Here is a 25,711-nt window from a genome sequence, read left to right as displayed (position 1 = left end):
CGGGAATTCCGACGCGTCTCCCAGCGGACCACCACCCGGACGCCCGCCACACGGGCTCGCGTCCGGATGGTCGCCACGTGTCACCCGCAGGGAGCGATCGGCGGCCGCGGGGCCGCATACTGGCACCATGGGCTCCCCCACCAGCCGGGACCGCGAGCCGCCCGTGGAGGTCCGCGAGTTCGTGCGGGCCACGCCGCGACTGGACGGCATGGTGGTCTCCGCGGTCGGCTACCGTTCCACCGGCTTGCGACCGGCCCTCCACAGAGGGTTGCCCTCCCCGTACCTGACGCTGATCTTCTCCATCGACGGCCCCGTCGTCAGCGGCAGCACCCCCGAGCAGGCGTACGGCGCCGACGCCGTGCGGACCGACATCGTGGTGGGCGGACTGCATCAGCGTCCGGCGTTCGTACGGCAACCGGAGCACGAGGCCGGCATCCAGTTGTCCGTACACCCCCTGGCGGCCCGGCGACTGCTCGGCATGCCCGCCGGGGAGCTCGCCGACGTACTCGTCACCGAGGGCACGGACGTCCTGGGAGGCGCCGCGGGCGAGATCCACGAACGGTTGTGCGGGGAGGCCGGGTGGAGCCGGCGTTTCGCTCTCCTCGCCGGTTACCTCCGGCGGCGCGTCGCGGAGGCCGGGCGCACCGCCGAGGTACGGCCCGAGGTCGCCGAGGCGTGGACCTGGCTCGCCCGGCATCGGGGCGCCGGCACGCTGGGAGGCCTGGCCGCCCATGTGGCGCTGAGCCCACGCCGCCTGACCACACTGTTCCGGGCCGAGACCGGCCTCAGCCCCAAGCAGGTCGCCAGGCTGATGCGGTTCCAGCACGCGCGCGACGCCGTCGTCCGGACCGTCGCCGTGGGCGGCACACCCGACCTGGCACGGGTGGCCGCCGAGTGCGGCTACTACGACCACTCGCATCTGGTCCGGGACTTCAGGCAGTACACGGGCCTGAGCCCCACCGGCTGGCTGGCCGAAGAGTGCCGGAATATCCAAGCGGGCGGCCACCGCAACGGCGGAGAGTGTGAGGCATGAACACCCACACGAACACCGCGAACGCCACGAACACCACCACCCCGACCACGCCCTCCACGCAGCGCCGGCGCGCCCCAGGCGTCTGGCCGACGCTGCAGGCCCACGACGCCCCCGCGCTGATCGACTTCCTCGTCGGCACGGTCGGCTTCCTGCGCACCGCCGTGTACGAGGACGGCGACCGTGTCGCGCACGCCCAGCTCGACTGGCCCGAGGGGGGCGGCGTCATGCTCGGCTCGCACAAGCCGGATAGCGAGACGTGGTCCCTGCGGCCGGGCACCTTCGGCGCGTACGTCGTCACCGAGCACGTCGACGACCTCTACCGACGCCTCAAGGAGGCGGACGTGAAGATCACTCGCGAAATCGTGGACGAGCCCTACGGCAACCGCGAGTTCGCCATCGCCGACCCCGAGGGCAACCAGTGGTCCTTCGGCACCTACCCCGGCGAGCCCCGGCCTGCCGGCTGATCCACCGGCGGGTTTCCCTCAGCCATGACCAAGAGGCCGTATCAGATGCTCCAATACGGCCTCCGAAGTGCGTGAGACGCCCCCACCTCAGTAATGTGGTTGGCCGCCCGTGACCATGCCGAACGGCCAACCTGACAGCAACAGCAGTTCTTCTCGGTACGCCTTAGAAGGCGTTGTTGTTGCAGCCCATGGTCGAGCCGATGTGCTTGCTCTGCCCGCCGGCGTTGCCCTCGCCGTTGAGCGCGTTGCCCAGCAGGCCGTTGAGGATGCCGACCTGGCCAAGGATGTCGAGGTTCAGGTCGTGCGACTTGCAGTTGGAGCTCTGCAGGACGCTGACCTTGTCGCCATCCTTCTTGTGGCCGTGGCCGTCCTTGCTGTGCGCACTGGCAGTGCCCGCGGTCAGAAGTCCGACGCTGCCGAGGGCGACGACCACGACGGCAGCCTTGCGAAGCTTGTACATGCGTGTCTCCGGTGACTTGGAGTGGTGTGCGATCCGTGAGAGATCGACTTCGTAGGCGACCGGAGATTAATACGAAAAGATCCAATATGTCCTAGTGGCACGCCGGGTAGCGATCAAGTTCGCCTCTCCGACGCACGGCACCGCGACAGCACCAGCGGCCATCCCGGTGGGCGCACTCGGCAGATGCCTCGTAGGTTGGAGATGGAAGCGGTCGCGCTCGTAAAAGATCGGCAGGGCACGCGCGTGACGACAGCGGAGATCGATTTCGAGGAGCTCTTCGACGCCGCGCCGAACCCGTACCTGGTGCTGGACGCCGACCTGGTGATCCGCTATGCCAACGTGGCCTACCTCCAGGTCACCGGCAGGACCCGCGAGGAACTGGTTGGGCGGTACGTCTTGGAGGCTTTCCCGGACACACCTGCCGCACCGGATGTGGCGCGTGATTTCGCTGCCTCGCTGCAGCGCGTTCTGGCATCCGGGAAGCCCGATTCCGTGACTCCACAGCGATTCGACATTCCCGTTGCCGACCGCCCGGGTGAACTTGAGGAGCGGTGGTGGTCAGGGATGTCCAGTCCGGTCCTGGGGCCGGACGGCTCCGTGAAGTGGATCATCGCGCGGGCCGAAGACGTCACTGAGTTCATGCGTTCCTCGGGTATGGGCGAGTTCACCCATCCGCTGGGTGGGCAGCGAACAGGGCTCGTGGCTCAAGTGTTTACTCGATCACGCGATCTTGAACAGCTGAATGAGCAGCTGCGCCAGGCGCATGCCCGCGAACGGGAAGTCGTTCTCACCCTGCAGGAGGTCATGCTCCGCTCTCCCGACCTGGACAGGCACCGGGACATTGCCGTGCGCTACCTGCCCGCCATGGGATCACTCAACGTATGCGGCGACTGGTACGACGTAGTCGATCTGCCACCGGACCGCTACGCGATCGCCATCGGCGACGTTGTCGGTCACGGTCTGCAGGCCGCCGCAGTCATGGGCATGCTGCGCAGCGCATTGAGCGCCGCCATTCGGGCCATTCCCAGTCCCGCACAAGCCCTGGAGATTCTGGGTTTGTACGCCCGCGCGGTCGACGGGGCGTTGGCCACCACCGTAGCGAAGGTGCTCATCGACCCACGCAGCCGACTCATCATTTACAGCAACGCCGGCCACCCACCGCCGGTACTGGTCCATCCGGACGGCAGTTGCGAGCTGCTCGATCAGGCCACCGATCCACCACTGGGTGCTAGACCAGATCATGTTCCCCGCCCTCAGGCCGGGCTGTCCTATACCCGGGGGGACACCCTCGCGCTCTACACCGATGGGCTCATCGAACGTCGCGACGAAGACATCGACACGGGCCTGGCCCGTTTGACCGACGCCCTCGCCCAGCACGGCACTCTGCCAGTGGAAGAACTTGCCGACGCACTGTTGTTCCACTTGGGCGTCGCCGGCGGTAGCCGCGATGACATCGCCCTCGTGGTCGTTCGTCTGTGACCGTTTCATGGACAGTCACCTACAGCGAGAGGCCCCAGAAACGATCAAGGGCCTCGTCTCACCCAAGTGATCCAAGGCCCTGACCTGCGACTACATATTCTTACAGCAGTCGGGACGACAGGATTTGAACCTGCGACCCCTTGACCCCCAGTCAAGTGCGCTACCAAGCTGCGCCACGTCCCGGTGCCACCGCGCGGCGAACCGCGTGATCATGCAGGTCAACCCTACCCCATACGCGCCTCAGGCTCGAACGACCCCACCCCTTGACCCATAATTGTCGTCACCTATAATTGCCTAACTCAATGGAATCCCTGCCGGGCAAGCCCCACGGCCCGCGATCGAACGGAGCGACATGTCACTCCTGGCCCGGCCCGTGGTGGCCACCTTCGTCGCCAAGGTCATGCAGCGGGTGACCGCCATGGCGGACCGCCGCTCCGGTGGGCGGGGCTCCGCCGCCGCCTCGCATGCCCGGTTTCCCGAATACCCGCGGAAAGTACGCGAGTTGACGATCCCGACGTCGATCGCACCGGCCCGGGCCACCGTGTATCTGCCGGCGAGCGACGAGCCCGCTCCCCCGGTGCACGTCAACTTCCATGGCGGCGGTTACGTCATGACGCTGACCGAACTCGACGACCCGCTGTGCCGGTTCCTCGCCGCGGAGGCGGGGGCGGTCGTGATCAACGTGGACTATGTCGTCGCGCCGCAGCATCCGTTTCCGGCGCCGCCCCGGCAGGCGTACGACATCGTCCGGTGGGTCGCGGAGCACGGTGCCGAGGAGGGCTGGGACGGCGAGCGGCTCACCGTGGGCGGGCAGAGCGCGGGCGGCGGGCTCGCGGCGGCCGTGGCACGGCAGGCACTGGAGGAGGGCGGGCCCTCGATCGCGCTCCAGGTGCTGCACTATCCGCCGCTCGACCTGGCGACGGGGGCCCGGGACAAGCGCGCCACCATCGCCAAGCCGATGCTGCGGCCCTGGATGGCCGACGTCTTCGACACGTCGTACGTCCCTGACGTGCGGCAGCGCCTCGACCCTCTTGTGTCCCCCGCGCACCCGTCGGACACCGCGAACCTGAAGGGCATCGCCCCGGCCGTGCTGATCACCGCCGAGCACGACCTGCTGCGGGCCGAGGGCCTGCGCTATGCCGAGCGGCTTCGGGGAGCGGGTGCGCTGATCGAGCACCATGACGTGCGCGGCGCCGACCACGGGTACGACGGGGAGGACGACGCGAAGGCGCGTGAGGTCTACGCGATCATCGCCCGGCGGCTACGGGAGGCCGTGGAACGCCGATGAACCCGTGAGCTCGGCCTGCTGCTCTGCCGGTTGCGGGCCCTGAGCCGCCTCCGGCTCTTCGCACAGGCCCCCGCGCTGCCGCTCCACGGGCTCCGGGCCTCGGACACACCGGCGGACCAGGACCTCCGGACTGCGCACCGCACCCCTCCCCGGACTCCCCGACCTCCCCGCGGCGAATCCCGCCATCAGCAGGGCCACGGCCGCCACCACCCACCACGGCAGGTGGGCGGTGGCCATGTACCCGACGACGGCCACCAGCGCGAGAAATACCGTCACGTCCCTGATCCCCCTCAGCCGTTCAACTCCCCTGCCCCCGGCGCACCGAGAGCCGCCCGCGTCCCAGCAGGCATATGACGCAACAATAGGCGAGACCGTCGTATAACCCAATTCGGCTCATCGGTACATATGACGGACGCCAATCGGTGAGCGCTGATCCTGAGTGCCCATCAGCGGGCGCATGGGGCGGAGGGATCAGGCGACCGGCGGGGTCCCGTGCGTGTGGAAGGACTCGATCGTCTTCAGGCCCCACGCCTGCCCCTTGGCCCGCTCGGCCTCGGTCCAGGTGATCAGCGGCCAGTCCGGGGCCAGCACCAGGCGGGTGAGCGGATTGCACAGCTCGATGCGGTTGCCGCCGGGCTCGTAGACGTACAGGAAGAACGTCTGCTGGATGGCGTGCTTGTGGGGGCCCGTCTCGATGAACACGCCCGTGTCGATGGCGAGATCGGCGGCGCGCAGGATCTCCTCGCGGGTGTCGGTCGCGAAGGCGATGTGATGCAGCCTGCCGGTCGAGCCGGTCCAGTCCGAGGTGTAGACGACGTCGTACGACTTGTCGGTGAAGGTCAGCCAACGGGCCGCGATCCGGCCCGAGTCGAGCTGGATCTGTTCTGTCGGCCGGGCGCCCAGCACCCGCTCCTGGAACTCGGCGTTCGCGAGCACGTCGGCGGCGAGGAAGTTGACGTGGTCGAGGCGCCGCACCCCGACGCCACGGTTGGGCTTGGCCTGCGGCTGGTTCTTCAACGCCGGCCGCAGATCGTCCGGGGCCCGGTAGTACTCGCTCTCCCAGTACAGGGCGTGCTCATGGCCGTCCGGATCGGTGGTGACGTACAGCTTGCCGACGCCGGGCTCGTCCTCGACCCACTTGCCGGACCCGCCCGCCGCCTCGATCGCTTGGACACGGCGGTGCAGTGCCTCCTCGCTCGAGGTGCGCAGGGCCAGCCTGCCGAGGCCGGGCTCATCGCGGGCGGTGAGGACGAGGCTGTGGTGCTCGTAGTCGTCGAAGGTCCGCAGGTAGACGGTGTCGCCGCTGCGTTGGTTGACCGTCAGGCCCAGGTAGTCCGTGCAGAAGGCGACGCTCGCGTCCAGGTCGGGGGTGAAGAGCTGGGCGTGGCCGATATGGGCGATGTCGCCGAGCGGCGGGGTCATCGGTGACCTCCTCGGGATTGTGCGGCGGCCCGGGGGAAGACGGTGCCGTCGAAGATCTTGCGGGCGGTGCGGACCACGGCGGTCCGGCGGGGGGACGGCAGCCCGGCGGCGTCGGTGCCGAGGCTGCTCTCGATGTCGAGGAATCCGGTGGGGTGTTCGATACGGACGCGGTCGTCCCCGGGGTCGAGACGGGCCAGGTCCGTGCCCACGCCACCGTCGATGCGCAGGCCGGCGGCGACGCTCGCCGCGCCGAGCACTCCGATCGAGGTGTGGCAGCGTACGGGGATGAAGGTGCGGGTGGTGACCGCGCCGCCGTGCCGGGGCGGGGCGAGGAGGGTGAGCTTGGGGACGGTCGTGTCCGACACGTCGCCGAGGCCCATCAGGCGTCCGGCGGACAGCCGTAGCCGGCTCAGCCGGTCGGCGAGGTGGGGGTCCGCCTCCAGTTCCTCGGGGGCCTCGTAGCCGGTGACGTTCAGGGAGGTCGCGGCGATCAGCACGGTCGGCATGCCGTTGTCCACGCAGGTCACCGGAACGCCGTCGATCTCGTCGCGTGCCTGTCCGGTGGGCAGGAGCCTGCCGGTGCCGGCCGGGAACTCGATCACCACGGGCGCCGCCGTACCCGGTACGCCCGAGATCTCGGCGCCACCGGTGTAGTCGACCCGGCCGCCCGGGGTGGGGAAGGTCGCCGTGGCGTGGTCACCGGAGTTGACCATCCGGATGCGGACCGACGTGTACTCCTCCCCCGGCGGCACGAGTCCGCGCTCGACGGCGAACGGTCCGATGCCGGCGAGGATGTTCCCGCAGTTCTGACGGCTACTCACCTCAGCCTTGTCGACGGCAACTTGGAGGAACAGGTAATCGACGTCGGCGCGTGGGTCGGCGGAGGGGGACACCACGGCGACCTTGCTGGTGAGGGGGTGGGCTCCGCCGAGCCCGTCGATCTGCCGCTCGTCCGGGCTGCCCATCACGCGCAGCAACAGGTCGTCGCGCAGGGCCGGTTCGGCGGGGAGGTCGGCGGCCAGGAAGTAGGCGCCCTTGGAGGTGCCGCCCCGCATCAGCAGGCAGGGCACTGAGTCGTTCACGGCCGCTCGCCCTCGTACTCCTCGTACGTCCGGTACCGCACGCCGAGTTCCTCGAGCTTCTCCCGCAACCTGTAGCGGTCCAGGCCGAGTTGGCCGTCGAGGAAGGCGGCGCGCGTCGCGGCCTCCTTGGCCTCGCGGGCCTCGGACTTCTCGACGGTCTCGCGGGCGCGCTCGCGCGGGACGACGACCACGCCGTCGTCGTCGGCGAGGATCACGTCGCCGGGGCGGACGATCTGGCCGTCGATGGCGATCGGCACGTTCACCGAGCCGCCGGTGGCCTTGACGGTGCCCTGTGCGGAGACCGCCCGGGACCAGGCCGCGAAGCCCATCTCGCGCAGCTCCTGGGTGTCGCGGATACCGGCGTTGATGACCAGGCCGCGCACCCCGCGCCGCTGGAGAGCCGTCGCGAACAGCTCGCCGAACAGGCCGTCCGTGGACGGGGAGGTGGTGGTGACCACCAGGAGGTCGCCCTCGCGGCACTGCTCCACGGCTGCGTGGATCATGAGGTTGTCGCCGGGCCAGCCGATGACGGTGACGGCCGTGCCCGCGACTCGTACGCCCTGCTGGATGGGACGGATCCCCGGGCCCAGCAGGCCGGTTCGGCCCATCGCCTCGCTCACCGTCGCCACACCGAAGCCGGCCAGCGCGTCGACGTCCTTCAGGTCCGCCTTCGGCGGGTCGGTGACGATCACGCCGCTCATGCCAGCTCCTTCGCGATCTGCGGGAAGGGGCGCATGTACGCCTCGGCCATGGTCCGGTGGGCCAGGCCCAGGTTGGGGCCGGCGTTGCGCCTGAGCTGGACGCCACGGCGTACGGCGAGATCGGTGTAGTAGTCCCACAGGTGCTGCTGGGCGCCGAGGCACTCCATGGCCCCCCGCTTGGTGTCCCACACCTCGGTGATGTCGAGCAGTACCTCGGGCCTGAAGCCGCTCATCTCCGGCTGGTGCGGCTCGAAGTAGAAGACGGGCGGGGCGCCGATGATGTCGCCGTCGCCCGGGTAGCCGATGGCCTGGGCGAGGATCCGGGCCTGCAGGGCCATGCGGTTGGCGGCCGGGTGGTCGCCGTTGTACGGGTCCTCGGTGGGATGGGTGAGGACGATGTCGGGCTGGGTCTCGCGGTAGACGGTGACGAGCTGGTCGGTGAGCTCGGCGGTGGCGGTCAGCGGGTAGTCGCCGGCGTCGAAGAAGCGGACCTCGGCGCCGAGGGTGGCGGCGGCGCGCTCGGCCTCGTCACGCCGTATCGCCTTGATCTCGTCGAGCTTCCTGCCCTCACGCCAGGCCTTCGCGGACTCGCCGCGCTCGCCGAACGTCAGGCAGGCGATGGTGACCTTCTCGCCCCGGGCGGCGGCCAGGGCGATGGCTCCGCCCGCCCGCCACACGAAGTCCCCGGCGTGCGCGGTGACGACGAGGGTCGAGCGTGGTGGGGTCGAGGGCACTTCGGCGGGCACATCGGCGTGCGTCATGGCTGCTTCTCCTCGAGTGACAGGTGTGGGCCCGCCCCGACGCGCCGTCGCGTGGCGACTCTTACGCTCCGTCGCGCAGCGCCTCGATCACGCTGGTGAGGTGGGCACGGACGGCCGCCTCGGCCGCCTGCGGATCCCTGGCCGTGATCGCCTCGATCATCGCCAGGTGCTCGTTCAGGGAGTGCTGCGGACGACCCGGCCTCAGCGCCAACTGGAAGCGGTGGCGCACCAGTTGTGCGTTGAGCCGGTCCAGCAGTTCCACGGCCGTGCGCTGACCGGAGAACTCCTGGATCGTGGTGTGCAGTTCCTGGTTGAGCTCGGAGTACGTCATCGGCTCGCCGTCGGCCACGGCCTTGGTCATGGCCGCGCCCAGGTCGGCGAGTCGGGCCACTTGCTCGTCACCGGCCGTGACGGCGGCCTTCGCCGCGCAGAGCCCCTCCAGCACCATGCGGCACTCGGTGATGGCGACCGCTTCCTCCACGCTCACCACCCGGACCCGCGAACCGCGGTTGAGGATCCGCTCGACCAGACCCTGGGCCTCCAGCTCGATGAGTGCCGCGCGGATGCTGGCCCGTGTCACACCGAACTGCTCGGCGAGTTCGTTCTCCACCAGCCGCTGAGCCGGTGCCATCTCGCCGTGCAGGATCGCCTGCCGCAGCTGCGCGAGCGCATGCTGCTTGGCCTGCTCCCCGGTGCTCGGACGGGCTTCGTTCGGCATGTGCCCTCCCTGAGTGAGCGCCTGTCGAACGTAAATCTAGCCAAACAGAATTGTCAACAATTTCGTCGACGCCGCCGGGGGGTGCGAGGAGCGTGCGGGTGTCTGCCGGCGGGTTTCCGCTACGACGACGTCACTGCGGGAGCCGCCGTCGTCCCCCGGATCTCCAGCGCCGGAACCGCGAGATGGACCTCGCCCGCTCCCCCGGCGCCCTCGAACCGGTCGAGCAGACAGCGGGCGGCCCGGCGCCCCACCTCGTGGCTGGAGTTGTCGACCGTGGTGAGCCAGACATGGCGCAGGCGGGCGATGCTCGTGTTGTCGTAGCCGACGACGGACAGGTCACGCGGGACCCGCAGCCCCAGTTCCTCGGCCGCGGAGAGCGCGCCTATGGCGGCGATGTCGTTGACGGCGAAGACGGCGGTGGGCCGCTCGGGGCGGCTGAGCAGCCGGACGGTGGAGCGGTAACCGCCCTCCTCGGTCATGTCGCTGGGCTCGATCACCGCCTCGTCCGCGAGGCCGTGCTCCCGCATCGTCGCCTCGAAGCTCCGCCGCCGCAGCTCGCCCACCGACCCGTACCCGGCGATGTGCGCGATACGCCGGTGCCCGAGGCCGATGAGGTGCTCGGCGACCAGGCGGGCGCCCTGCTCGTCGTCGTTGGCCACGACGTCCACCCCGGACGGCACCGGCTCCCGGGCACCGGCCACCACGACCGGGATCCGCTCGGCCACCGCTTCGAGCGAGGCCGGGTCGGGCAGCGTGCCGACCACGACCAGGCCGTCGACGCGCAGGTCCAGCAGCGGGCCCGCCGGGTCCTGGCCGGTACGGCGGTTGAGGCGGGCGTCGGCGAGCAGCATGTGCAGGCCGTTGTCGTGCAGCAGCGAGTTGAGGCCGTCGAGCATGTCGACGAACCAGGGGTTGCGCAGGTCGTTCAGGAGGACGCCGACCGTGCGGGTGCGCCGCTCGCTGAGGCTGCGCGCGGCGGTGTTGGGCCGGTAGCCGAGTTCGCGCACGGCCCGCAGTACGGCGTCCCGTTTCTCCGGGCGGACCTGGTCGGAGCCGCGCAGCACCAGCGAGACCAGGGACTTGGAGACACCGGCCCGGTCGGCCACGTCGCGGATCGTCGGCGGTCTCATGGGGTGGACCGTTCCATGAGCTCACGCGGCTTGTCAAAGGGTTGACAGCGGGCGGAAACGGCACCCAAGGTGGCCTGGACAGGAAATGGACCGGTCCAAAGAAGGGCTGTCATGGTGGAATCGCTCGGTGTCGCCGTCGTCGGGTTCGGCTGGATGGGCCGGGTGCACACCCAGGCGTACGCCCGCGTCCTGCACCACTATCCGCAGCTGGCGGTCCGGCCGGAGCTCGTGGCCGTCGCCGAGGACGTACCGGCCCGGGCCGAGGAGGCCGCCGCGCAGTTCGGGTTCGCCTCCCCCACCCGCGACTGGCGGGAGGTCGCCGCCGACCCGCGCGTGCAGGCCGTCTCCATCACCGCCCCGAACTTCCTGCACCGCGAGATCGGTGTCGCGATGGCCGAGGCCGGCAAGCACATCTGGATCGAGAAGCCGGTGGGCCTGTCGGTGGCCGACGCCCGGGCGGTGGCCGACGCCGTCGCCAAGGCCGGGGTCCAGGGCGCGGTCGGCTTCAACTACCGCAACGCGCCCGCCGTCGCGGCCGCCCGCGAGCTCATCGCCTCCGGCGAGATCGGCACCGTCACCCACGTACGCATCCGCCTCTTCAGCGACTACGCCGCCCACCCCGACGGTGCCCTGACCTGGCGGTACGAGAAGGAACGCGGCGGCAGCGGAGTCCTCGGCGACCTCGCCTCCCACGGCGCGGACCTCGCCCGCCACCTCCTCGGCGACATCGCCTCCCTCACCGCCGACACCGCCGTCTTCATTCCCGAGCGGGCCCGGCCGACCGGCGCCACCGCCGGCCACAGCCTGGCGACCGGCGGCGAACTCGGCCCCGTCGAGAACGAGGACTACGTCAACTGCCTGCTGCGCTTCGCGTCCGGCGCCCGCGGGGTCCTGGAGGCCTGCCGGGTCTCGGTCGGCGAGCAGAACAACTACGGCTTCGAGGTGCACGGCACCAAGGGCGCCGTCTTCTGGGACTTCCGCCGCATGAACGAGCTCGGCGTCAGTCGCGGCACCACCTACCAGGACCAGCCCGTCAGCACGGTCTACGTCGGCCCCGGCGCCGGCGAGTTCGGCGCCTTCCAGCCGGGCGCGGCGAACGCCATGGGCTACGACGACCTGAAGGTCATCGAGGCGTACCGCTTCCTGCGCTCGATCGCCGAGGGCGTCCCGCACGGGGCCACCCTGCAGGACGCCGTGCACAGCGCCGCCGTAGTGGAGGCGATGGTGCGGTCGGCGCAGAGCGGCTCGTGGACGGATGTGGCCGCCGGGGCGTGACGGCCGGAGTCAGCGTGCCCGGACGGCTCGCCGGCCGAGGGTGTACTTGACCGGGGCCAGGGCGAGCCAGAGCCATATGGCCGCCGAACCGACGGCCAGGGCCAGCGGGATGCTGAGGGCGAACACCAGCACGGTCACCCCGAGGTCCAGCGCGAAGAGGCGGAAGCCCTCCGGTGGCGCCGCCCCGTCGCGCAGCCAGGGACGCGCGGCCAGGAGGAGGAGCAGCGCGAGGTGGGCGGCGCCGAGGGCGGCCACCGCCCCCGCGTAGGCGGCGACCGACGCGGGCTCGGTGCCGTACTCCGCGATGAGCTTGGTGGGGAAGGGCAGCAGAGCCGCGACGCCCAGTCCCAGGACGGTCAGTGCGATCACCTGTCCGTCGATCTGCCGGACGAGGCTGAAGATACGGCGGTGCTCGCGCCAGAAGGCACCGAGCACCAGCACGGTGAGCGCGTAGGCGCCGAGGTTCGGGACGAGTTCGTGCAGGGCGTCTTCGTAGTGCGCGTCGTCGAGTCCCCGGGGCACGTAGAAGTCCAGGACCAGCAGCGTGATGGCGATGGCGAACACACCGTCGGCGAGCGCCACCAGCCGTTCGGGCCCGCCGTCCGGGTTCGATTTCCACATGCGCACGACGGTAGGGAGCCACGGCCCGTCGAGCGGGCGTACACGCCAGGGGCACCCTGGAGGGTCAGCCGATGGGCGTGGGCATGTTGTACGGCGTCACGACCTGGATCGCGGAGGGCAGTGTGGGCCCGGCCGGCGGCAGGGCGCCGTGGGCGCGCATGACGATGTGGCAGGCCTCGCGCATGTCCTGGCGCAGGTCGTGGTGGAGCACGGCGGACAGGCGCTGCTCGCGCAGCAGGCCTGTGTTGTCGTGGTCGAGGTCGTGTGCGACGAACACCGCGCACTCGCGCCCCAGGTCCTCGAAAGCCTGCAGCGTCGCGATGTTGCCGCCGCCGATCGAGTAGACCGCGCGGATCTCCGGGTCGCGCTCCAGGGCGGCCCGCACGAGGTCGTACTGGGTGGCGTCCAGGCCCTGCCCCTCGGCCAGTTCGACCAGCGTGCGCCCGGGATGCCGGGCGCGCATGGCGCTGCGGAAGCCCATCTCGCGCTCCTCCTCGTTGCGGAAGAAGCCGCTGCTGAGGCTGGTGAGGACATGACCGGGCCGGTCGCCGAGCCACTGGCCCATGAGGTACGCGGCTGTCGCCCCGGCGGCCCGGTTGTCGATGCCGACGTAGGCGAGGCGCGGCGTGGACGGCAGGTCGGTCACGAGGGTCACCACGGGTATGCCCGCCTCCGCGAGCCGTGCGACGGCGGCGGTGACCTCGGGGACGTCCGGGGCCTTGAGAATCACGCCCTGCGAACCGCGCCGGGCGATCCGGTCCAGGGTGCGCGTCAGCTCCGCCACCGGGCCGGTCTCCCGGAAGTGGAAGCGCGAGCGCACCACGGCCGGACGCAGGCCCGGCAGCTCGGCCTCCAGGGCGGCCCGTACGGCGGTGGAGAACCGCTCCGGCGTCTGCATCACGATGTCGATCATGAAGGTACGGCCCACCAGCCGGACCTGGGTGCGCTGCCGGTCCAGGTCGGCGATGGCCTGGTGCACCTCCCGCGCGGTGCTCTCGCGCACCCCTCCCCTGCCGTTCAGGACCCGGTCGACGGTGGCCTCGCTGAGGCCTGCCTGACGTGCGATCTCCCGGATCGGGAAGGGGTGGCCCATGCGGATGCTCCCGGAGCTGGTCTGGAGGGGTGCCTGCGGAGGCGTCCTGAGGGGTTTTTGATGGCCGCCTGCTGGTTGTTCGACGGGTTTGTACTGACAAGAATGACAGCACCGAGTCGCCCCTGTCACCGAGAGGACGCCGATGTCCTACACCTCCGTGCCACGCCGTGCGTGGCTGTCCGAGCGGGACTGCGACCTCGCCGCCTTCCGTGAACTCGTCGAGCGGGGCACCGACCTCGGCGACTATCCGTACGCCTCCGCCATGGAGCGGGGTGTCCTCGTCTACGACAGCGACCGCCTGCGCGGGGCGGAGAACCCGCGCGAGGTGCGCGCCGAACTGGTCCGCGCCCTCACCGACGGTCCGGGCATCGCGGTCTTCAAGCGGGCCTTTCCCGACCCGGTGATCGTCGACCGGCTCGGCACCGTCTTCGACGCCCTGATCGCCGAGCAGCGCGCCTGCGGTGCGAACGCCGGGGACCACTTCGCCAAGCCGGGCGCCAACGACAGGGTGTGGAACGCGCTGGAGAAGGCGGCGCTCTACGACCCCGAGGCGTTCGCCGACTACTACGCCAACGACATCCTGGCGCTCGTCTCCACCGCCTGGCTCGGCCCTGGCTACCAGGTGACCTCACAGGTGAACGTGGTCAACCCGGGCGGCGCAGCGCAGACCGTGCACCGCGACTACCACCTGGGCTTCCTCTCCAACGAGGCCGCGGCCGCCTACCCGGCCCACGTCCACGTCCTTTCCCCCGTGCTCACCCTCCAGGGCGCCGTCGCGCACGGCGACATGCCGGTGGAGTCCGGGCCGACGATGTACCTGCCGTACTCGCAGACGTACGAGCCCGGCTATCTGGCGTGGCGACTGCCCGAGTTCCAGGCCTACTTCGAGGAGCACCACGTCCAGCTCCCCCTCGCCAAGGGCGACGCGGCGTTCTTCAACCCGGCGCTGTTCCACGCGGCCGGCACCAACCGGTCGGCGGACATCCGGCGCATGGCGAACCTGCTCCAGGTGTCCTCGGCGTTCGGGCGGGCGATGGAGACGGTGGACCGCGAGGCGGTGGCCAACGCCGTGTACCCCGTGCTGCTGAAGCGCCGGTCGGAGGGCGCGGACGAGGCATGGCTGGAGCACGTCATCGCCGCGAGCGCCGAGGGATACCCCTTCCCCACGAACCTCGACAGCGATCCGCCGGTGGACGGGCTCGCCCCGCCCTCGCAGGCCGACCTCGTGCGGCGGGCGCTGCGCGAGACCTGGACTCCCGAGGCCCTGCGGGACGAGCTGCGGGCCGGCGCCGAGCGGCGCCAGAGCTGAAAGGACCCGGAAAACCCATGGGACTTCTCGACGACAAGGTCGTCCTCGTCAACGGCGGCAGCCAGGGCGTCGGCGCGGCCATCGCACGTGCCGCCGTGCGTGCGGGGGCGGTCGTGGCCGTCACCGGGCGGCGCGCCGAGCCCGGCGAGGCGCTGGTGGCCGAGCTGGCCGCCGACGGCGGCAAGGTCATGTTCGTGCAGGCCGATCTGTCGGACGCCGAGCAGGCCAAGGCATCCGTCGCCGAGGTCGTCGACGCGTACGGGCGGATCGACTGCCTGGTCAACTCCGCGGGGCTGACGTCCCGGGGCACGCTGCTCGACACCACGCCCGAGCTGTTCGATCAGCACATCGCGATCAACCTGAAGGCGCCGTTCTTCGCCATGCAGGCCGCCGTGACGGACATGGTCGCCCGCAAGGCTCCGGGCACGATCGTCAACATCATCACGTCCTCGGCGCACGGCGGGCAGCCATTCCTCGCGCCGTACGTCTCCGCGAAGGCCGGGCTCATCGGACTGACCCGCAACGCCGCGCACGCCCACCGCTGGGACCGGATCCGGATCAACGGCCTCAACATCGGCTGGACCGCGACCGAGGGTGAGGACGCCACGCAGAGGGCCTTCCACGGGGCCGGCGACGACTGGCGTGAGGAGGCCGCCGCGAAGCTGCCGATGGGCAAGCTGGGCCAGCCGGACGAGATCGCCGACTTCGTGGTGTTCCTGTTGTCGGAGCGGTCCGGGGTGGTCACCGGGTCGGTGATCGACTGGGACCAGAACGTACTCGGAGGACTCGACTGACCCTCCTCTCTCCCCCTGCCACCGTTTCCCCCCGTACCACCGCTTTCAAGGAGCACCAACCCCCATGCGTATCGGAATCCTCGGCCTCGGCCGCATCGGCGCCTTCCACGCCGAGACCCTGTCCGGACTCGACGCGGTCGACTCCCTCGTCGTCACCGACCCGTTCGCGGACGCCGCCAAGGCGGCCGCGGAGCGGTTCGGCGCCGAGGTCGTGGACTCGCCCGAGGCCCTGCTGGCGGCCGGCGTGGACGGCATCGTCGTCGCCGCCGCGACGGACGCCCACCCCGCGCTGATCCTGGCCGGCGTCGAGGCCGGCATCCCTGTCTTCTGCGAGAAGCCCGTCGCCAAGACCATGAGCGAGGGCGTCCAGGTGCTGAAGGCCGTCCAGGGCAAGGACGTGCCGATCCAGATCGGCTACAACCGCCGCTTCGACACGGGGTTCGTCAACGCCCGCGCCGCCGTGCAGAGCGGCGAACTCGGCAAGCTGCACACGGTCCGCTCGACGACGCTGGACCCGGCGCCCCCGCCCGCCGCCTACGTCGCCGCCTCCGGTGGCATCTTCCGGGACTGCTCGGTGCACGACTTCGACATCATCCGCTGGGTCACCGGGCGTGAGGTGACCGAGGTGTACGCCGTCGGCGGCAACAAGGGCGCCGACTACATCAAGGAGGCGGGCGACGCCGACACGACGGGCGCGATCCTCACCCTGGACGACGGCACGATCGCGGTGATCTCCAACTCCCGCCACAACGCCCGGGGTTACGACGTCCGCATGGAGATCCACGGCTTCGAGGACTCCATCGCCGTCGGCCTGGAGGACAAGCTGCCGCTGCGCTCGGTCGAGCCCGGGGTGACCTTCCCGTCCGGCACCCCGCACGACTTCTTCATGGACCGCTTCACCGAGGCCTACCGCGCCGAACTCACCGCGTTCACCGAGGTCGTGTCGGGTACCCGGCCCTCGCCGTGCACGATCGAGGACGCGCTGGAGGCGGGCTGGATCGCCGAGGCGTGCACGCTGTCGCTGCACGAGCACCGCCCGGTGACGATCGAGGAGGTACGGCAGGGATGAACGACTCGAGCCCGCAGCCGCTGCGCATCGGAATACTGGGCGCCGCACGCATCACCGAGCTCTCCCTCGTCGGCCCGGCCCGTACGACCGGCCACCGCCTCGTCGCGGTGGCCGCCCGCGACCGGTCCCGCGCCGCGGCGTTCGCCGACGAGCACGACGTGGAGCGGGTGGTGGACTCCTACGCCGACCTGCTCGCCGACCCCGAGGTCGAGGTGGTCTACAACCCGCTCGCCAACGGCCTGCACGGGCCGTGGAACCTCGCCGCGCTGGCGGCCGGCAAGCACGTCCTGTCGGAGAAGCCCTCGGCGAGCAACGCCGAGGAGGCGGCCGAGGTCCGGGAGGCGGCCGGCAAGTCGGGGACCGTCTTCATGGAGGCGTTCCACTACCTCTTCCACCCGGTGACGCGGCGCCTGCACGAGATCCTGGCGAGCGGTGAACTGGGCGAGTTGCAGCGGGTGGAGACGCTGGTGGCGATCCCGGCTCCCGGTGACTCCGACCCACGCTGGTCGCTGCCGCTCGCGGGCGGCGCCGTGATGGACCTCGGTTGCTACAGCCTGCACGCGGTGCGGATGCTCGCGCCCTGGGCGGGCGGTGCGCCGCGTCTGGTGTCCGCGCGCGGCGAGGAGCGGGCGGGCGCGCCGGGCGTCGACGAGTGGCTGGACGCCGAGCTGGAGTTCCCCGGCGGGGCGACCGCGTCCGCGCGCTGCCACATGGCGTACGGGGAGCTGGAGATGAGCTGCCGGATCGTCGGCTCGCGGGGCGAGGCGCTCGCGCCGAACTTCGTGCTGCCGCACCGCGACGACCGGGTCGTGGTGCGCACGGCGGAGGGTGAGCGGACGGAGCGGCTGGGCACGCGCTCGTCGTACACCTACCAGTTGGAGGCGCTGGCCGCGCACATACGCCGGGACGCTCCGCTGCCGCTGGATGCCGAGGACGCGCTGGCGACGATGGAGCTGATCGACGAGGCCTACCGGGCGGCGGGGTTCGAGCCGCGGCCGCGCACGACGGTGGGTTGACGCCCGAGCCCGGGGATCCGGCCGTGCCCGGACGGGTCGGCTTCCGAAGCATCCGCTCGGCAGCCGTCCCGTCCGTCGTCGTTTCCGGAAGGGGCACGTTCTCGGCCGTCCCGGAAGGTTGAGCGGGCAACGGCGCTCGCAAAGCGGCGCAGGCAGGGACCACGGTCACGGCACCGTGGCCCGTGCCCGCCACCGCGACGAGGCGGTGGCCGCTGCGCACGGACGAGCACGACAGCTCAGCTCTCCCGCTCATGCGGGATCGATCGCACGCTATGGGCGAGGGGTTAAGGGGCCGCAAAGGCCGGTTAAAGCAGGCGCCGTGCGGAGCACATGACGGGGAGCACGTCAGGGCCGGTCGGCGGTTCGGCCCGGCTCAGCGGGACGGCGCCGACCGGCCGGACGGCCCGGACGGTCAGGGAACGGACGGGATCGTCCCGGAGGCCTCGAGCCGCTTCGGGTCCGCCCGCAGGATGGCCTCCTGGGCAAGCCGCAGTGCCGGCCCCGGTTCGACCCCGAGTTCCTCCTTGAGCACCCGGCGCGCGCGGCGGTAGACCTGCAGCGCGTCTCCCTGGCGGCCCACCCGGTACAGGGCGACCATCAGCTGACGGTAGAAGGGCTCCCGCAGGGGATGCTGCACGAGAAGGCCCTTCAGCCGCTCGCACACTTCATGATGCCGGCCGAGTGCCAGCGAGGAGTCGATGCTCAGCTCGACGCAGTTCAGCCGCTTCTCCTCCTGCACAGCCGCGAACGAGTCGATGTCCAGCGACCCCGGAATACCCTCCAGAACAGGCCCTCGCCACAGGGACAGTGCACTGTGCAGGAGATCGGATGCGTGCGGGAAATCGGCCGCGCAGTACCGTTCTCGGCCACGACCGTAGAGCGTTTCGAATTCATGAAAATCGGTCACCGCGCCGCTTACATCGAGAATGTACCCGGGCGGGGTCGTGACGATCGGGGATGCTTGCTGATCGCCATTCAACGATTTCCGCAGCTGCGAGACGTACACACGCAGGCTCGTCGACGCGCAGCGCGGCGGCTCACGCTCCCACAGTTCCGCCATGAGCTTTTCCCCCGGCACCGTCTCACCCGCCCTGACCAGCAGCAGGGCGAGGAGCTTGGCGAGTTTGGGCGGCTCGGGTGTGAGATCGGCGCCGCCGCGGGACACCCGCAGCCGCCCCAGTAGCGCGTAGTGCAGAGCTTGGTCGGCCACTAAGGTTTGATCGGCCACTAAAGGGGACAGGGACACGGCAACCCCCCGAATGCGTGGAACGCATTCAACTAAATCTCGGATCCCCCGTCCGCCCCTGGTCTGGGGCGCAAAATGCTCAGCGATTTCGTCGCTATGGCGTGCAGCATATGCGAGCTTGTTCTTCGATACCAGTCTCGCTCGTTACACGGCTATTAAGGAGAATGAAATTCGACGGTCCGGCGACAGAGTCGAGCAGCCCGGCCCGCGGGGAGCGGGCCGGGCTGCTTCGGGCTGGATGGGCCGCGTACCGGCCGCCGCCGGTCAGGCCGCCGCCGACCGGTCCGCCCCGAGGGTCTCGAGCAGCCATGCGAAGAGCCGGTCGTGGAACAGGCGCATGGCACCGGAGTGGCAGTGCGCCCCGCCGCCCTCGTCGGCCGGGAAGACGTGGAGCGTCTTGGGCGAGTTCAGGCCCGTGTACACCTTCTTCGCGTGCTCCAGCCCGGTGAAGAACAGGTCCTCCTCCGCGTCGAGGACGAGCACGGGACAGCGCACCTGACCGATCACGTCGGACAGGGCGAACGCCGGGAGCCGGCGCAGCAGTTGGGCGGGTGTGTCGGCGTCGAAGGTCCACAGGGCGTGCCGCAGCAGCCAGCGGGTGAAGGTCTGCTGCGCGGCGATTCCCCACATCACCGGATTGGCGAAGTCGTCGTGGCCCTGCTCGACCCACTCCAGCACGAACGGTGGCAGCGCCACGACATCGCCCAGCTGCCAGACCGCGTCATGGGCGACGCATCCGGCGAGCCGGTGCTCGAACGCGGCGGCGCGCACGGCGAGCAGGCCGCCGAGGCTGGTCCCGACCAGCACCACGCGGTCGGGGTCCACACCCGGCAGGGACAGCGCGTGGTCCACGACCGGCGTGACCACGCTCTCCCAGTCGGGCCTGAAGGCCAGGCCCTGGTCGCGAAGGACCGAGCCCTGACCCGGCCCTTCGAAGCAGAGACAGTCGTAGCCGTGGGCGATCGCCGCGGCCGCCACGAAGAAATAGCCCTCCTCGAGGGTGGAGTCCAGGCCGCCGTGGTGGATGATCAACGGCCTCGGCCCGTCGGAGTCGTCCGCCCGGTAGAGGTAGCCGGGCAGTGAGGTGTCCTCGTAGGGGATGCGCACGAACTCCGGTGGCCGGTCCATGAGTTCGGCGGCGTCGGCGAAGGTCTCCCGGGACAGCCGCATCAGCCGGAGGGCCTCCGGGCCCTGGGGGTCGTCGCGCTGGAAGAACTCGGCGGTCCGGTAGTAGTTGTGTGCCCGCAGCAGTGCGGCGCGCGCGTCGTCGCGGCGGCCCTCGCCCCTGGCGGCGGTTCCCAGCCGGTGGGCCCGTTCGGCGAGGGAGGTCCACTCGTGCCGCCAGGCTTCGGTGTCGCCGTTCGGGATGAGCGAGGCGACCGCGATGACCTCGCCCAGCTGCGCACCGCCGTAATCGGCGTAACCGGCGGTGCGCAGCGCCTGGTAGTCGAAGGCGGGGTCGTCGAAGAGGAATTTCATGGTTGCGGCTCCTGTGGTGGTGGGGAGTGCTCCGATGCTGTGCCGGGTCGCGCTCCGGCAGGGGTCGTGCGGGTTCCGTTCAAGAACGTGTCGACGATCGACTCGGCGAACGCGCTTGACTCGACGGGGCGTTGACGCAGGATCAGACGGGCGGCCATCGGTCCGGTCAGGATCTCGACCGCGTCCTCCAGGTCGAGGTCGGCACGTAGCTCGCCCCCGTCGACGCCTTCGCGCAGCGTCGCCAGCAGGGCCTCGTGCCGGGCGGCGGTGACGGTCTCCTCGAATCGCTCCACCAGTTGCGGGCGGCGCACCGCCTCGCCGAGCAGGCTGCCGATCAGCCGGTGCAGCGGGGTGTCCTGGCCGCGGTGGCGCAGCTGGTCCACGAGGGTCACCAGCTTGTCCCGCAGGCTCAGTCCGGTCAGCGGCGGCACGGGAAGGTCAAGGGTGCTCAGCGCGGCGAGCACCAGCTCCTCCTTGTTGCGCCAGCGGCGGTAGATGGTGGCGCGGGCCACCCCGGCACGCTGGGCGACCAGGTCCATGGACAGGTCGCCGAAGCTGCACCCCTCGCTGAGCAGGGCGAGGGTGCCGTCCAGGATCGCCCGGTCGGCGGCGGGGTCGCGCTGGCGGCCGCCCCGGGCCGTGCGTCCCGGGGCGGCCGCCGACTGGTCGAGGTGTGGCGGCATACGGGTTCAGACCTCCGCGGTGTAGGGCTCTTCGGCGATCGTCTTTTCGGCGCCGGTCCTGCCTGCGGCCGTACGGGAGGGCAGGAGCAGCAGGGCGGCGAGGGCGCCGAGGAGCGTGACGCCCACGGCGACGAGGGATGTGAGGTGCATGGCCGAGACGAAGGCGTCGACCGCGCGGGCCTCAAGGGCGGCTCCGCGCGGCCCCAGTTCCCGGGCGGCGGTGAGGGTGGCGGCGACGGACTCCTCCGCCGGGTCGCGGACCGCGGCGGGCAGCGGCGCCAGGTGGTCCTCGATCCGGGAGCGGTAGGCCACGGAGAGCACCGAGCCCAGGACCGCGACGCCGAGGGCGCCGCCCACCTGCCGGAAGGTGGTGCTGACCGCCGCTCCGGTGCCGGACCGGCCCTGGCCGACGGCGGACATGGCGGCGGAGGTCGCCGGGGGCATCACGCAGGCGATGCCGACGCCCATGAGGAACAGGACGGACTCCAGTACCCAGACCTCCGTCCCCTCGTCGACCGTGGCCACCGCGAGAAAGCCGAGCGAGGTGAGCAGCATCCCGCCGACGCACACCGGCCGGACCCCGATCCGCTTGGCGGTGAGCGTCGCGGCCGGTGCGAACGCCAGCTGGGCCACCGCCAGGGGCAGGAGCAGGAGGCCGGCCTCCAGCGGGGTCCAGCCGCGCACGCTCTGGAGGTAGAAGACCAGGAAGAAGGTGGCGCCGAGCAGGCTGAAGAAGACCAGCCCGATGACGGTCACGGCGGCGCTGAAGCGTCGGTCGGTGAACAGGGCGAGGTCCAGCGCGGGGCACCGGCTGCGGTGTTCCCAGACGGCGAACAGGCTCAGGACGGCGAGGCCGCCGAGCATCGGCCCCCAGACGGCGGGGTCCGCCCAGTCGTCGGACTCGCCCCCGTTGATCACCCCGTACACCAGGGCGGTCAGGCCGACGACGGACAGGGCGACGCCGAGCGGGTCGAGGCCTTCGCGTCCGGCGTCCCGGGACTCGGGCACGACGAACAGCACGGCGACAGCGCCGATCAGCACGATGGGCAGGTTGATCAGGAACACCGAGCCCCACCAGAAGTGCTCCAGCAGCAGGCCACCGGTGACGGGGCCCAGCGCCACGGCGAGTCCGGCGGCGCCCGCCCAGACACCGATGGCCTTGGCTCGTTCGGCGGGCGGGAAGACGGCCATGATGATCGCCAGAGTGGCGGGCAGCACGAGGGCGCCTCCGACGCCCAGCCCCGCCCGGGCGACGACGAGTTCGCCGGCGGTGTGCGCGTGGGCGGACCACAGGGAACAGCCACCGAACACGACGAGCCCGGTCAGCAGCGTCCGCTTGCGTCCCCAGCGATCGGCGAGCACACCGGTGGTGAAGAGCAGGGCGGCGAAGACGAGCGTGTAGGAGTCGATCGACCATTGCAGTTCGCTCTGCGTGGCCCCCAGGCCGACGGGTGCCGGCTCGGCGAGTGTCTTCAGGGCCACGTTCAGGATCGAGGTGTCCAGGACGACGAGCAGGAGGCCGACCAGCAGGACCGCCAGCACGCGCCACCGGTGCGGGTGCGCGGCCGACGGGGTCCGCTCGGCGGGCCTGAGGTGAGGCTGAGAAGTCACGGATTCCGCTCCTCGGTAAGAGGGGGGTGCGTGAGCTGAGTGCCGTTCTCGTGCCGTGTACCGCCGACGCTAGACCCGGCGACCAATCGAGTCAACGGTGTATCGAAACAACCCTGACTCGATTGCCGGTTGCCGCACACCCACCGGAACCCGCCCTCGGGAAGCGGCGGTTACAGGCCGTCCGGACCCAGCGCCCCGGCGACGAGGAACCGCCCGGCTACCCGGTCGCAGCGCAGTCGCCAGCCGGGCTCCGTCTCAAGAGACCACCAGCCGTCGCCGTGCGGTCCCGGGCGGGGGCACAGTCGTGCGAAGTCCCGTGCCAGCCCGACGCCTTGTGCCTTCGCACAGGCCTCCTTGAGCGTCCACAGCCGCACCAGCTGCTGATTCCGCTCGGCCGGCGCCAGCCCGGACAGCTGCGCCAGCTCCCGCGGATGGCAGAACCTCTCGGCCAGTCCGGGCATCAGCAGTGGGCGGTCCGACGCCTCCACGTCCACTCCGATCGGACGGCCGTGGGCGGCCCCGACCACCAGCATTCCGGCCGTATGGCTGATGGCCACGTCCAGCCCGTCGGGCTCGTTCAGGACCGGCCGCCCGCGGCCGTCGCGGCCCAGCACGACGCGATCCGGCTCCACACCGGCCACGGCGGCCACGGTGTGGCGCAGCAGCAGTCGCGAGCCCAGCAGCCGCGCCCGCACGAGGGGTTCGCGTGCCGCGCAGTACCGCGACCAGTCCGGCCCGAGCAGTTCGCGCGTGCCTGGGCCGGGCTGTCGCCCCCAGTCCACCGGCCGGCCGTGGCAGACCGCGTAACCATGCCGCCGCGCGGCTTCCTGGACCGCGTGCCACCCCACCGCGGGCAGCGGACCGACAGGGAGGGGTTCGCCCCCCACCGGAAGAGCGTCCGGTTCTGCCATGACAACCCCTTCTGCCCGCCCTTTGACCGGCACCCCGTGCCAGGCCTGAGAGGTGCCGCCTCGTGCACCCCCCGTTGTACCTGCTCCAGCGGGCGCCGTCCGCACAACGCCAAACCCTTGACGTGCACGCCAATTTCCGCTTTACGCCGCCTTTTCACGGCACACGGAGGCTGAGAGGCACCGGATGGCACTCGGTGCCTCCGGGATGTTCCACACCGCACCGGTCACCGACCGCGGAAAGGACAGCCTGTGCCGCACCAGCACCGAACGTTGACCGACGCCGTACGCGCCGGCGTGGACCGCCATCCAGAACGTGCCGCGTTCGTGTATCTGCACGAGGACGGCCCGGCCATGCGGCCGGAAGAGATCGGCTACGCCGAACTGGACCGGCGGGCGCGCCTCGTCGCCGCCCGGCTGCGCCACGCGTCCAAGGGCGATCCCTCGCGCCCGGTCCTGTTGCTCTATCCGCCGACCCTCGACTTCGTGACGGCCTTCCTCGGCTGCTTCTACGCCGGGCGTACGGCCATTCCCGCGCCCCTGCCCGACGAGCCGGGCGAGCGGCTGGCCCGGGTCAGCGGCATCCTGCGGGACGCGAAGGTGGGGGCGGTGCTGACGCTCCCCGAGTACCGGCAGGCCATCGGAGCCTGGCTGGCCGCCGCCGGAGAGGGGGACGTGGTGTGCCTGTCGACCGGCCCGGACGACCAGGACGGTGCCGATCCCGATCTGTGGGTACCGCCCGTCGTACGCGACACCGACGTGGCCTTCCTCCAGTACAGCTCGGGCTCGACCAGCGAACCCAAGGGCGTCATGGTCACGCACGCCAATCTGGCGGCCAACCAGGAGGCCATCCGCACCGCGATGCGGACCCCTGAGGGTGTCGTGGCGGGCAGTTGGCTGCCCCTCTATCACGACATGGGGCTCATCGGGATGACCCTCCAGCCCCTGTGGGTGGGCGGCACCAGCGTGCAGATGTCACCGGTCTCCTTCATCAAGCAACCGCACCGCTGGCTCCGCATGATCCACGACTATCACGTCGAGGGCACCGCCTCGCCCAACTTCGGCTACGACCTGTGCGTCCGGCGCGTCACCGAGGAGCAGTCGGCGGGGCTGGACCTGTCCAGCCTGCGGGTGGCGCTCAACGGGGCCGAGCCGGTGCGCGCCGACACCCTGCGCGCCTTCGTGCGGCGCTTCGCCGGCAACGGGCTGCGCGCCGAGTCCCTGCTGCCCTGCTACGGCCTGGCCGAGAACACCCTGCTGGTCTCCGGCGGCGACACCGAGGCGCCGCACCTCGAACTCACCGTGGACGCCGTCGCGTTGGAGCGGGACGAGCTGCGGCCCGCGCGCAGCGACCGCCCGGCCCGGACCCTCGTGGGGTGCGGCCGGCCGACGGACACCGAGGTCCTGATCGTGGACCCGGCGACCCGTCAGGTGCTGCCCGACCGCCGGATCGGCGAGATCTGGCTGCGCGGCCCCTCGGTGACCGCCGGCTACTGGAACCGGCGCGAGCTCACCACCGAGACGTTCCAGGCGGTCACGGCCGACGGCCGGGCCGGCTGCTTCCGCACCGGCGACCTCGGCGCCCTGCTCGACGGGGAGCTCTACGTCACCGGCCGGATCAAGGAGATGCTCATCCAGCACGGCCGCAATCTCTACCCGCAGGACATCGAGCAGGCCGTCCAGGAGTCCGGGGAGGTGTTCCGGCGCGGCGGCGGCGCGGTGTTCACCGTCACCGACGAGGCGTCCGACCGCTCCCATGTGGTCGTGGTGCAGGAACTCAAGGCCCGCGCGGGCGGTGGCGAGGAGGAACTGGCCGGCCTCGCCGCCTCCGTCCAGGCGCTGCTCAGCCGGCAGTTCCAGCTGCCCGGCGTGAGCGTGGTGCTGGTGCGCCAGGGGGTGATCCGCAAGACGACCAGCGGGAAGACCCAGCGCACGCTCATGCGGCAGTTGTTCCTCGACGGCGCCCTGCCCGTGCTGCACCAGCGCCTCCAGGAACCGGTCGCCGCCCTGCTCCCCACCCCGGCACCGGCGACCGAGCCCACCGCCTCCGTTTCCTCCCGCAGCTGAGA

25 protein-coding genes and 1 tRNA gene are annotated in these 25,711 nt (G+C 71.0%); 10 read left to right on the top strand and 16 right to left on the bottom strand.

Going from position 1 to position 25,711, the window contains the following annotated elements; genetic code table 11:
* The first annotated feature begins 127 nt into the window (after positions 1-127).
* Together ACIBAG_RS20655 and ACIBAG_RS20650 are read left to right on the top strand one after the other, a co-directional pair.
* On the top strand, positions 128-1,033 hold the full coding sequence (locus ACIBAG_RS20655) for a helix-turn-helix domain-containing protein (RefSeq protein ID WP_399106934.1): 906 nt from the start codon (positions 128-130) through the stop codon (positions 1,031-1,033).
* The gene (locus tag ACIBAG_RS20650) at positions 1,030-1,497 is read left to right on the top strand and encodes a VOC family protein (protein ID WP_399106933.1); all 468 of its coding nucleotides are present in this window, start codon (positions 1,030-1,032) and stop codon (positions 1,495-1,497) included. The genes ACIBAG_RS20655 and ACIBAG_RS20650 overlap by 4 nt, the downstream gene beginning before the upstream one ends.
* Before the next feature lie 163 nt (positions 1,498-1,660).
* Here ACIBAG_RS20650 and ACIBAG_RS20645 read toward each other — a convergent pair whose 3' ends face one another.
* Entirely contained in the window at positions 1,661-1,957 is a 297-nt protein-coding gene (locus ACIBAG_RS20645) for a hypothetical protein (protein WP_399106932.1), read from the bottom strand.
* Positions 1,958-2,158: 201 nt separating this feature from the next.
* On the opposite strand from ACIBAG_RS20645, the gene ACIBAG_RS20640 reads away from it, so the two are divergent.
* A complete protein-coding gene (locus tag ACIBAG_RS20640) occupies positions 2,159-3,436 on the top strand; it encodes a PP2C family protein-serine/threonine phosphatase (protein ID WP_399106931.1) in 1,278 nt (425 codons plus the stop codon).
* Positions 3,437-3,545: 109 nt separating this feature from the next.
* Here ACIBAG_RS20640 and ACIBAG_RS20635 read toward each other — a convergent pair.
* Positions 3,546-3,619, bottom strand: a tRNA-Pro gene (locus tag ACIBAG_RS20635).
* A 169-nt stretch (positions 3,620-3,788) separates the two neighbouring features.
* Here ACIBAG_RS20635 and ACIBAG_RS20630 point away from each other — a divergent pair.
* Positions 3,789-4,724 carry an alpha/beta hydrolase gene (locus tag ACIBAG_RS20630; protein WP_399106930.1) on the top strand — a complete coding sequence of 312 codons (936 nt, stop codon included), beginning with the start codon at positions 3,789-3,791 and terminating at the stop codon, positions 4,722-4,724.
* On the opposite strand, the gene ACIBAG_RS20625 is transcribed toward ACIBAG_RS20630, so the two are convergent.
* From ACIBAG_RS20625 to ACIBAG_RS20595, 7 genes are all read right to left on the bottom strand, one after another.
* Positions 4,698-5,000 (bottom strand): hypothetical protein, encoded by a 303-nt coding sequence (locus ACIBAG_RS20625; protein WP_399106929.1) that lies wholly within the window; start codon positions 4,998-5,000, stop codon positions 4,698-4,700. The genes ACIBAG_RS20630 and ACIBAG_RS20625 overlap by 27 nt on opposite strands.
* A gap of 195 nt (positions 5,001-5,195) precedes the next feature.
* A complete protein-coding gene (locus ACIBAG_RS20620; RefSeq protein ID WP_399106928.1) occupies positions 5,196-6,146 on the bottom strand; it encodes a catechol 2,3-dioxygenase in 951 nt (316 codons plus the stop codon).
* On the bottom strand, positions 6,143-7,201 hold the full coding sequence (locus ACIBAG_RS20615) for a 4-oxalomesaconate tautomerase (RefSeq protein WP_399106975.1): 1,059 nt from the start codon (positions 7,199-7,201) through the stop codon (positions 6,143-6,145). The genes ACIBAG_RS20620 and ACIBAG_RS20615 overlap by 4 nt, the downstream gene beginning before the upstream one ends.
* 23 nt (positions 7,202-7,224) lie before the next feature.
* Positions 7,225-7,929, bottom strand: a complete 705-nt coding sequence (locus ACIBAG_RS20610; protein ID WP_399106927.1) for a 4-carboxy-4-hydroxy-2-oxoadipate aldolase/oxaloacetate decarboxylase — start codon at positions 7,927-7,929, stop codon at positions 7,225-7,227.
* Positions 7,926-8,690 (bottom strand): PIG-L deacetylase family protein, encoded by a 765-nt coding sequence (locus ACIBAG_RS20605; RefSeq protein ID WP_399106926.1) that lies wholly within the window; start codon positions 8,688-8,690, stop codon positions 7,926-7,928. The genes ACIBAG_RS20610 and ACIBAG_RS20605 overlap by 4 nt, the downstream gene beginning before the upstream one ends.
* A 61-nt stretch (positions 8,691-8,751) precedes the next feature.
* On the bottom strand, positions 8,752-9,408 hold the full coding sequence (locus ACIBAG_RS20600) for a GntR family transcriptional regulator (protein WP_399106925.1): 657 nt from the start codon (positions 9,406-9,408) through the stop codon (positions 8,752-8,754).
* Positions 9,409-9,527: 119 nt separating this feature from the next.
* Complete coding sequence (locus ACIBAG_RS20595) at positions 9,528-10,538, bottom strand: LacI family DNA-binding transcriptional regulator (RefSeq protein ID WP_399106924.1); 1,011 nt, start codon at positions 10,536-10,538, stop codon at positions 9,528-9,530.
* 111 nt (positions 10,539-10,649) lie between these two features.
* Here ACIBAG_RS20595 and ACIBAG_RS20590 point away from each other — a divergent pair, with 111 nt between their 5' ends.
* Entirely contained in the window at positions 10,650-11,813 is a 1,164-nt protein-coding gene (locus tag ACIBAG_RS20590) for a Gfo/Idh/MocA family protein (RefSeq protein WP_399106923.1), read from the top strand.
* A gap of 9 nt (positions 11,814-11,822) precedes the next feature.
* Here the strand turns inward: ACIBAG_RS20590 and ACIBAG_RS20585 are convergent, their stop codons facing one another.
* Together ACIBAG_RS20585 and ACIBAG_RS20580 are read right to left on the bottom strand one after the other, a co-directional pair.
* Positions 11,823-12,434 (bottom strand): TMEM175 family protein, encoded by a 612-nt coding sequence (locus ACIBAG_RS20585; RefSeq protein ID WP_399106922.1) that lies wholly within the window; start codon positions 12,432-12,434, stop codon positions 11,823-11,825.
* Positions 12,435-12,498: 64 nt separating this feature from the next.
* Positions 12,499-13,527: a LacI family DNA-binding transcriptional regulator gene (locus ACIBAG_RS20580; protein ID WP_399106921.1), complete on the bottom strand. Its 1,029-nt coding sequence runs from the start codon at positions 13,525-13,527 to the stop codon at positions 12,499-12,501.
* 142 nt (positions 13,528-13,669) lie between these two features.
* Between ACIBAG_RS20580 and ACIBAG_RS20575 the strand changes: the two genes are divergently transcribed.
* The 4 genes from ACIBAG_RS20575 (at position 13,670) to ACIBAG_RS20560 (ending at position 17,715) form a co-directional block, all read left to right on the top strand.
* The gene (locus tag ACIBAG_RS20575) at positions 13,670-14,836 is read left to right on the top strand and encodes a phytanoyl-CoA dioxygenase family protein (RefSeq protein ID WP_399106920.1); all 1,167 of its coding nucleotides are present in this window, start codon (positions 13,670-13,672) and stop codon (positions 14,834-14,836) included.
* Positions 14,837-14,853: 17 nt separating this feature from the next.
* Positions 14,854-15,630: an SDR family oxidoreductase gene (locus ACIBAG_RS20570; RefSeq protein WP_399106919.1), complete on the top strand. Its 777-nt coding sequence runs from the start codon at positions 14,854-14,856 to the stop codon at positions 15,628-15,630.
* A gap of 64 nt (positions 15,631-15,694) precedes the next feature.
* Entirely contained in the window at positions 15,695-16,699 is a 1,005-nt protein-coding gene (locus ACIBAG_RS20565) for a Gfo/Idh/MocA family oxidoreductase (protein WP_399106918.1), read from the top strand.
* Positions 16,696-17,715, top strand: a complete 1,020-nt coding sequence (locus tag ACIBAG_RS20560; RefSeq protein WP_399106917.1) for a Gfo/Idh/MocA family protein — start codon at positions 16,696-16,698, stop codon at positions 17,713-17,715. The genes ACIBAG_RS20565 and ACIBAG_RS20560 overlap by 4 nt, the downstream gene beginning before the upstream one ends.
* A gap of 412 nt (positions 17,716-18,127) precedes the next feature.
* Here the strand turns inward: ACIBAG_RS20560 and ACIBAG_RS20555 are convergent, their stop codons facing one another.
* From ACIBAG_RS20555 to ACIBAG_RS20535, 5 genes are all read right to left on the bottom strand, one after another.
* Positions 18,128-18,925 carry a BTAD domain-containing putative transcriptional regulator gene (locus ACIBAG_RS20555; protein ID WP_399106916.1) on the bottom strand — a complete coding sequence of 266 codons (798 nt, stop codon included), beginning with the start codon at positions 18,923-18,925 and terminating at the stop codon, positions 18,128-18,130.
* A 300-nt stretch (positions 18,926-19,225) separates the two neighbouring features.
* The gene (locus tag ACIBAG_RS20550; RefSeq protein WP_399106915.1) at positions 19,226-20,440 is read right to left on the bottom strand and encodes an alpha/beta hydrolase family protein; all 1,215 of its coding nucleotides are present in this window, start codon (positions 20,438-20,440) and stop codon (positions 19,226-19,228) included.
* On the bottom strand, positions 20,437-21,123 hold the full coding sequence (locus tag ACIBAG_RS20545; protein WP_399106914.1) for a TetR/AcrR family transcriptional regulator: 687 nt from the start codon (positions 21,121-21,123) through the stop codon (positions 20,437-20,439). The genes ACIBAG_RS20550 and ACIBAG_RS20545 overlap by 4 nt, the downstream gene beginning before the upstream one ends.
* 6 nt (positions 21,124-21,129) lie before the next feature.
* Entirely contained in the window at positions 21,130-22,734 is a 1,605-nt protein-coding gene (locus tag ACIBAG_RS20540) for a DHA2 family efflux MFS transporter permease subunit (protein WP_399106913.1), read from the bottom strand.
* A gap of 170 nt (positions 22,735-22,904) precedes the next feature.
* Positions 22,905-23,645, bottom strand: coding sequence for a 4'-phosphopantetheinyl transferase family protein (locus tag ACIBAG_RS20535; RefSeq protein ID WP_399106912.1), 741 nt, complete (start codon positions 23,643-23,645; stop codon positions 22,905-22,907).
* 249 nt (positions 23,646-23,894) lie between these two features.
* Here ACIBAG_RS20535 and ACIBAG_RS20530 point away from each other — a divergent pair, with 249 nt between their 5' ends.
* Positions 23,895-25,709 (top strand): fatty acyl-AMP ligase, encoded by a 1,815-nt coding sequence (locus ACIBAG_RS20530; RefSeq protein ID WP_399106911.1) that lies wholly within the window; start codon positions 23,895-23,897, stop codon positions 25,707-25,709.
* Positions 25,710-25,711: the final 2 nt, after the last annotated feature.

This window comes from Streptomyces sp. NPDC051243, from assembly GCF_044455405.1.
Taxonomy (GTDB): Bacteria; Actinomycetota; Actinomycetes; order Streptomycetales; family Streptomycetaceae; genus Streptomyces.
The sequence above is the reverse complement of the archived record's forward strand: the minus strand, read 5'-3'. Positions and strand labels throughout refer to the sequence as shown.